General features: G+C 40.1%; 9 protein-coding genes, 1 pseudogene and 1 riboswitch. Of the genes and pseudogenes, 7 read left to right on the top strand and 3 right to left on the bottom strand.

Going from position 1 to position 7567, the window contains the following annotated elements; all coding sequences use genetic code 11:
- Both ACKX14_RS15200 and ACKX14_RS15205 read left to right on the top strand, forming a co-directional pair.
- Positions 1-1052, top strand: a 1052-nt coding sequence (locus tag ACKX14_RS15200; protein ID WP_422449153.1) for a hypothetical protein, incomplete at its 5' end; no start/stop codon positions are given.
- A 171-nt stretch (positions 1053-1223) separates the two neighbouring features.
- Positions 1224-2177 carry a stalk domain-containing protein gene (locus ACKX14_RS15205; protein ID WP_422449155.1) on the top strand — a complete coding sequence of 318 codons (954 nt, stop codon included), beginning with the start codon at positions 1224-1226 and terminating at the stop codon, positions 2175-2177.
- 177 nt (positions 2178-2354) lie between these two features.
- On the opposite strand, the gene ACKX14_RS15210 is transcribed toward ACKX14_RS15205, so the two are convergent.
- From ACKX14_RS15210 to ACKX14_RS15220, 3 genes are all read right to left on the bottom strand, one after another.
- Complete coding sequence (locus tag ACKX14_RS15210; protein WP_422449157.1) at positions 2355-2684, bottom strand: hypothetical protein; 330 nt, start codon at positions 2682-2684, stop codon at positions 2355-2357.
- Between the two features lie 51 nt (positions 2685-2735).
- The gene (locus ACKX14_RS15215; protein WP_422449159.1) at positions 2736-3173 is read right to left on the bottom strand and encodes a sigma-70 family RNA polymerase sigma factor; all 438 of its coding nucleotides are present in this window, start codon (positions 3171-3173) and stop codon (positions 2736-2738) included.
- Between the two features lie 76 nt (positions 3174-3249).
- Entirely contained in the window at positions 3250-3513 is a 264-nt protein-coding gene (locus ACKX14_RS15220) for a helix-turn-helix domain-containing protein (protein WP_422449161.1), read from the bottom strand.
- A gap of 133 nt (positions 3514-3646) precedes the next feature.
- Positions 3647-3734, bottom strand: a riboswitch (cyclic di-GMP riboswitch).
- A gap of 279 nt (positions 3735-4013) precedes the next feature.
- Here ACKX14_RS15220 and ACKX14_RS15225 point away from each other — a divergent pair.
- From ACKX14_RS15225 to ACKX14_RS15245, 5 genes and pseudogenes are all read left to right on the top strand, one after another.
- Complete coding sequence (locus ACKX14_RS15225; protein ID WP_422449163.1) at positions 4014-4238, top strand: hypothetical protein; 225 nt, start codon at positions 4014-4016, stop codon at positions 4236-4238.
- Positions 4239-4526: 288 nt separating this feature from the next.
- Positions 4527-4703 (top strand): annotated as a pseudogene (locus ACKX14_RS15230) (group II intron reverse transcriptase/maturase); the annotation flags it as partial.
- 194 nt (positions 4704-4897) lie between these two features.
- Positions 4898-5119, top strand: coding sequence for a group II intron maturase-specific domain-containing protein (locus ACKX14_RS15235; RefSeq protein WP_422449165.1), 222 nt, complete (start codon positions 4898-4900; stop codon positions 5117-5119).
- 315 nt (positions 5120-5434) lie between these two features.
- A complete protein-coding gene (locus tag ACKX14_RS15240) occupies positions 5435-6466 on the top strand; it encodes a YrpD family protein (RefSeq protein ID WP_422449166.1) in 1032 nt (343 codons plus the stop codon).
- 153 nt (positions 6467-6619) lie between these two features.
- Positions 6620-7351, top strand: a complete 732-nt coding sequence (locus tag ACKX14_RS15245) for a copper amine oxidase N-terminal domain-containing protein (RefSeq protein WP_422449168.1) — start codon at positions 6620-6622, stop codon at positions 7349-7351.
- Positions 7352-7567 lie beyond the last annotated feature (216 nt).

A 7567-nucleotide genomic window follows, 5' to 3' on the forward strand; every position in this document is an offset into this window, starting at 1 on the left:
GTGGTGAAAACCGCGCACCATTTTTTTCATTACTATTTGTGCCGCCAGCGGTAGCGGCGGAATGGAGGGTTAAAATGTTTAATAAAAATCAAATTATAAGTTATAGTTTAGTTATAGTCTTTGTTGCTATCTCATTTTTAGGACATCCTTTTGTTTTGGCAAAAGAGTCTGCAAAAGAAGTAATTAAAAATGAACTAAAAATAAAATTGGAAGAAAGTAAAAAACATTTAGAAGACCCTGCAGAACTCATAGATGTGACTTTTGTAGATATAGAAAATGGTTATTCTTATAACGAAAAAGAAGGTTTAAAAAAGATTGACATTTACAAAGTTAAAAATGGAAAGGTTACATTTAAAGATGGTTCAGTAATTCCCGTTAATAATGATTGTGGACAATTTTTTACAATGACTTCTAACAATAGTGAATTAAAAAACAGTTCTCAATCCACTTATAGTGAATTCAGAAGAGTAAGATCTTATTCAGGCTATAGAAAAACAGAAGGCTATATAACATTACCTTCGAGTTCTGATATTTCAGGGGTAAATGCATCGGGTGAAGCAGCTTATAATTATATGGGTATAGGCGGAACCATTAATGTAGAGCAAGGATTAGTAATGGGGGGACTTTATGGTGGTGTGTGGAGAGTGTATCATAATATAAGCGGAAATTGGGTGGATGATAAATGGCCGACTAACGGGATACCTGCTGGCACAAAGGTTTTTTTAAGAGAATATGTTCCTCAAGATAATCAGATTGCTTTATACATAAGTTATAGCGGAGGTAGTAAAACATTTATTTATACAGCACAAGGGGCAAAATATGATGGAACTAACCAGGATATGCGTAGAGTTACCAGCTTGTTACTTAATGGTAATGGATATTCCAAAAAAAATATCTGGTCTAATGTTTATATAGCAAATAAAAGCGAAATGCATTTATGGGGTACAGCAGATACAAAAGTAGGTAAGGATTATACAGAAAAAACAACTTATGTAACAACTACAAATGTTGACCCTTATTATAACGAAACCATAAATATAGATTGTCCGTAAAAATTAATAATATCGGTTGAAAAGTAGCATTAGATTATCTTGTTAGGATAAATCACGTCTTGTGAGCGAGTAAAGGAGCCTTAAAATACTGCGATAAGTGTCCTAAAGAAGAGTTCTAAAAGAGATTACTTTGCGGAAAATACAGAGTTGATTAAATGGGGGAAATGAATAATGATTAATAAGAACTTAAAAATATTTATATTCTTAGTTTTATTGGTTATTTTCATGTTCAGTGCTTCCGAATTATCTTTTGCCGGCAACTCTCCTAAAATAATCTTTAACAGTGAAGAAACTAATATCAAAACTTTTTTATTACATGGAAAGTGCATGGTTCCTGTAAAAGAAATATCTACATTAGTTAACGCCAAAGTTTCCTGGAATTCAAAAACAAAAGAAATTACTATTTGCTCGCCAGTTCATACATTTCAAGGTAAAGTTAACTCATCTTTCTATTTAATAGATGGCAATAAAAAACAATTAACTTCCAGGTTAATTCTAAAAAACGGAGTAACATATATTCATGTGAGGCTATTGCCGGAAATTTTCAATATTTCAATTATATGGGACAAAAACAATAATGCGGTTATTTTAAATACGGAAAATAATACTATTAAACAGCTAACAACAGGACAATATTATGTACGTTATTCTTCAAATATGTTAGAAGTATCAACTTCAAAAGGAATAATATGGAGAAAAGAATTTAAAAGTGATAAAGGAGAAATTTCTTTTGTAACAGTTCATGACACATGCATTTATGTAGCCGGCAGTCAATTTTATGGATGCTTGGATTTGACTGATGGTAAGACTAATTACCTTATAGATGCGGATAAGTATATGACGGCGCGCTTACCGCCTTATGTTTTAGACGACAAGCTTATTATAGCATGGTATACCGGTGAACTCAGTTTGCCCGGAAAACTTGTTTGCTATAATTCAGAAACTGGAGAAAAAATATGGGAAAAGGAAAATATTTATTGTAACTCTATCTCAATCGATAAAATAGATTCAAAAAAATACTTAGTTATTGACGGTGATGATAACTTGTTTGACGGTATAAAACATATATATTTTATCGATCCTGATACAGGCACTATTATATCGGATAAAAAAGAAGAACAGTAACGAAAAAATTTATTTATTTAACAAACATTTTTTCCACATAATATAGGTGTAAAAATCAGGGTAAAGATACACATTCGAAATTACCGAAACAAAAAAGAAGAATTTACAAAAAATATTATTTGTAAGGAAATTGTATTTGAGATTGCGTAATTACTCCAAGGGATTTGCGCAGACCATCTAGCCGCAGCCAGGCCGTCTGGTTTCCCGGGATATATCCTTTTCTCTTGGGAAGTTGAACATGCTGTCGCTTAATATGTGCCAGCTCCCCATGGCCGACGTGGTCACCAGCAGGCCGTTGAGAAAAATAAGCGGAATGTTTATGATGCTGAACTCATGCCGGGCAATGCTGGTAATCATTACAATTGATTGTGCAACGAGAAATACAAGCCATCGGGTCCGGATCAGCTTGAAGCATCCGGATTCTTTAAGAAATTCCACCACCATCACGGTGGCGGTAACGGCGCCGGTTAAGGTACCGAGAGAGGAGTAAGTGAACTGGTCCTGCACGGGATTTCACCTCACTTTTAAACGGATTAATTCAGCCGCCGGGTCTGTATATTAAGATAAATCAAATTGAGATAAATGTTTTTTCAGCTTTTTCAGAGCCCTATTCTTTATCACGCTAACTGCCGGCTGGGATATTCCCAAATTTTCGGCAACCTCCTTTTCCGTCAAATCTTCAAACACCGTAGCTTTTATTACCTTTTGCTGGCGCGGCGTCAGGAGCGACAGAATTTCCAGAATAAAAATCCGGTCTTCGGCTTCGGCCAGCGTATCGGTTTTATCCGCAATCGTATCGATTAGTTCCACTATCTCATTTCCGGCATCATCGTTAATCTTTTGATTTAAAATAAACAATTCGTGCTCCCGCAGATGTTTTTGTTTTCTGACCAGGCGGTTCGCCTCATGACGCAATCCGGTCAAAAGCCATGCCGTAATCCTGATTTCCTCGAGATCAGGCTCAATGACATCCTGGATGTGAGCCCATGTTTTCACCTCCCCCTCTTTGTTTACCGGGCAAGTCCTCTATATATAAAAGAGTTAATAAGGGTCGATTTTTATAACCTCCCTGTCAGTTTTTTTTAAAAAATTTTTTACCCCCATTATTCCTGATATACCGGCTTAGTTCGTCTCTTCCCCAGGTCGTGTTTGGCCTGTAGTTTTTTATAGCGTTCAATATCCATTCCGTCAGGTCCGCTCCCGCGTCTTCATCCCCCAGGCGGCGTGTGTATTTTTTTACAATAGCCTTAAACCGGTCAACCACCTGGTGGGCGGCCTCCTCGTCGCCGTTTTTCGCCCTGCGTATCAAATCCTTCAGTTTTGGTCTGTTATGCAACCTAAAGCCCCCCTTTTCCAATGAAAATGGTTCACAAAAAACCCGTTCTAAGGCTCCGGCGCGTTTTTATATCGTTTGGTGAAGTGACAAAAAAACCCGCTCTCGAAAGAAAGCAGGCTTATCCATCAGATTCAGCGGCAGCCAGGCTGTCATAGCGCAACAGCGCCTTAGACCCTATGGTTTTGCGCCCCCACCTTTCGATGAGTTTGCCGTTATCACCGAGTTTTTTCTTTTTCCACTGTTTATTTATTCCACATATTACTTAAATTTCCTGCTTACCCGGTCCAACTGGCGCTTTTCAGGGGCTAACCGGCGGAATTTCGGTTATAAACGGCCAAAAAACCGCTACGCCGTTCATACCCAAAAAACCGCCAGTTGTACCGGAAAATCCGCCAGTTGTTCTTATGGGGGAGGAAATTCAAAAAAGAAGACGTCAAAGAAATTACACAAAAAGCCATACAAATTTAGAAACCCTTGACAGATTATGGGAGGAATTTAGAATGCTAAATGTGTTCAAGTATGCCGAAGAAAGAGGGAAACAGGAAGGCTTTCTTGAAGCATTAAATAAACACAGCCGCGCAAAAAACTCGGCTTTTTTTAGTGTGCCGCGTGCCCAGCAAAGCCGCAATTTGCTTGCCGGTGAAAGTCCGGTACCGGTAGCCGCCAAGGGGCCGGTTAGCTTCAGGGCTGGTTGTGTCAGAAATGATACGGTCAAAGCGCCCTGAATATGCAAGACTTCAGACCGTAACATAAAGTGAACTCTGCAGCGCTGTTAGAAAACCCATATGGGAGAACAGAGGATGGCGAGCCTCTGGCGTATGGGCGAAGCCCATGGAATGTGTGAAGAACTTGGATGCAACACAGAGGAATCCTCCGGCGTAGGGGAGACGGTATGAAGTTACAGTAGATTGCGGAACTGGGGAGGCCCTACCCTGCACGGGAAACCGTAAAGAGAAAGCATATAAGCCAAAAGGGTGAAGTTGCTATTCTGTAGGGAGGGAGTCTGAGGGGGAAGCAGAACCAGAAGATTTCATGCACTATACGACAAGCTTTGGAGAAAAGACATACTATGGAAAGCGTGGTTCAACGTAAAAGAGAATGCCGGAAGTGCCGGTATCGATGGCCAAACCATTGCCAAGATAGAAGAAATAGGAGTAGAAACAGTACTAAACGAAATAGCCGAAAACCTAGACAACATAAATCACGATAAACTTATGAAACTGGTCGAGATGGCTGAAAGCAGGCATCATGATAGGAGGAGAATTCAAAGAAAGTGAACTTGGGAGTCCCAATGAAAAGACAAGGATAGTATCAATGTGGGAGGGCAAGAATGGCTTCGATTTCCTTGGGTACCATAACAGGATGGTAAAATGTAAAAGACTGGATGGCCGGGAATATTATTATCCAGACACTTAACAGGAAAATCACCGGATGGCGTAACTATTACCACCGCTCAAGATGGGATAAACTATGGCAATTAGACAAATACATCCATACTAAACTTGCTGTATGGTATAACGAAAAGAGGCACCGCAGGAAAAGAAGAGATTTCCTGAAACTATGTGCACTTTTCAAAAACATGGGACTAAAACTTCTATCTGCATAGTTCGAATGCTGAAGGAAGAAGAATATTGGAAAGCCGTATGAGGGAGAACCTCACGTACGGTTTGATGAGGAGGGGCTGGGAGCTCCAGCCCTTCACTCTAACGGCATGGGCGAGCTTCGGCGGCGAAAATATACATGTGGCTGTCAGCAGCGACCGTTAGCCGATGGGGCTATTTTCCGCCGTTCAGACGCGATTTTCCGCCAGTTGGACCGGAAAAACCGCCAGTTGGACAAAGATGGAAGGAAATCAGGAAACTGCGGAGAATATTTTATCAAATAAATTTAAATACAAATATTAAACTAGGGGGGTAACTTAATGAGGAGGATGGCTACTATTTCTTTAGCTATCGTTACTTATTTTGTGTTAGCTCTATTATTAAAAAATAGTGTAGCAAACGCATCATCATTCAGCATTTATAATGTAGGCTCAATTGAAAAGCAGATTAGCCCCGAAATTACGGGCGAAGAACGGGTTGTCATTGCCCGAATTATGGAGACCCTCGAACCTGAAGATCGGGAAAACGTAATTTACATTGCAGCTGATGGAAAAGTTTATGCAAATAAGCCTGAACTAAAAAATAACATTATCAAGTGGGATAAAGTTAAGGGCAATATTTATCGTGATTTGAAGGGCAACATGAGAGCTTTCCCAGAGGAAGAAACTTTTGCTAGTGAGGGAACCAGAGCTTCAGTTGCCGGCATTCTTGCCACCGGAGGTCCCTATAGACGAATCAAATCAATCACCGGTTATTCTTGGTTTTCTTCCTATGTTCATCTAGCCGGAGGTGAAGAGATCGAGATTAAACAATCTGTGGGGGATACAGCTTATGTTTACACTGGCGGTACTGGAAGCACTGGTGTGGAAGTAGATGCAGGATTGCAGTATAGCCAAACTTATGACAACTGGGCTTTTTATATGAAGGTCGGGAGCGGTAAGCCTTATACAACCACTCCAAGGTTTAAAGCTAATCAGGACGCCTTCATAAAGTTCTACGTGCCTTCAGACGAAAAAGTAACCCTGTCGGTAACGGCCTACGATACTAGCAATACGAAGAGGACAATATCCTACACTATGGATGCAACTGGCTTTAATCAGAATGGTTCTGACTGCCGTATTAAGCGCTGTACCACTATAGCCCAGACTAACCAGAACTTTTCTTCGGGATCTTGGTATGAAAATGCTCACTGGTACTCCTGCAAGATTGGAACTGGCTCGACCTCTAACCATACTTGGGCAAAAACTGATATCTATCAGACTACTAGTTATCCCGATTCCACTCATGTCGTTGTTAATTATGTAAGTGCTGCCGAAGAAACGGACAACATCTACTTGAACCTGGAGAAATAGTAGTTTTTAAATAAAAATGTGGGTAACGCAGCAATTGCATACCCGCCCTTTTATAAGGAGGTATTGATATTGTACCGTTCTTACAAGTCAATCATTGCTTTCATAATTGCTTTCATAATTATTTTTCTTGTACCGGAATCGGCGTTTGCTTCAATGAATTTACCCGTATTCCTTAAAGTCAATCAATATTTTGTGCTGTATACCTACCCTAAGCCCCCCTATATTGATAGTCAGAACCGTCTGATGGTTCCGGCACGCATATTTTGTCAGCGCCTTTTAGGGGCAGATGTGAACTTTGATTATCAGAACATGGCAGTAACCGTCAAATTTTCAGGCAAAAGCCTTAAATTTACAATCGGATCTAGAACCATTGAGATAGATGGAAAGCCCAAAGAGATAGACACCGTTCCGGTGCTTTCTGACGGCAAAGCTTTCATTCCTCTTCGCACCCTCACAGATGCCTTCGGAATCAAGACCGAGTGGAATGACCGCTACAGGTACATTCACCTGCAGGACGATAGAATCATGAAAACACAGACCATTCTGGAGATGGAAGACATCACCGCTAAAGGTGTGATAACTGACTCCGATGCATTTATACCGGTTTCGGCCTCCTTATCATTGAAGCAAAAGGCCGGGGGGTTTACCGCTGTAGAACTTTTTACTGAATCAAGAAATATTTCTGGCCAAGATATTCAAGAGGGCAGAGAAGACATTCAAATATACATCGCCTATAATACAGGTTGGAGTTATGATGATCCTTACAGGGAAAGACCTACAGTGAAAGTCGATTGCATTATAAAAAAACGTATGACCGGTGAATATATGCCCGGCGACAAGCTCAACTACATTCTGTATTGGGGAAGAGTTATCGATTTTAAATAGCTGGTAATATGATATTTTCCGCCGTTCAGACGCGATTTTCCGCCAGTTGGACCGGAAAAACCGCCAGTTGGACAGATCTGGCAGGAAATCCAGAAACTGTGGAGAATACTTTATTAACAACTTTAAATTAAGCTTTTTCTAAGTCCTGCGGTAAAAAGTCAAGTACCTAAAAATAACAAAATGGAAAATATTTAGCTCACTTTTTGTAAAAAAGAC

Origin of the sequence: Thermorhabdus hydrogeniformans (assembly GCF_049310025.1) — a bacterium.
Classification (GTDB): domain Bacteria; phylum Bacillota; class Thermosediminibacteria; order Thermosediminibacterales; family Tepidanaerobacteraceae; genus JBJYKD01.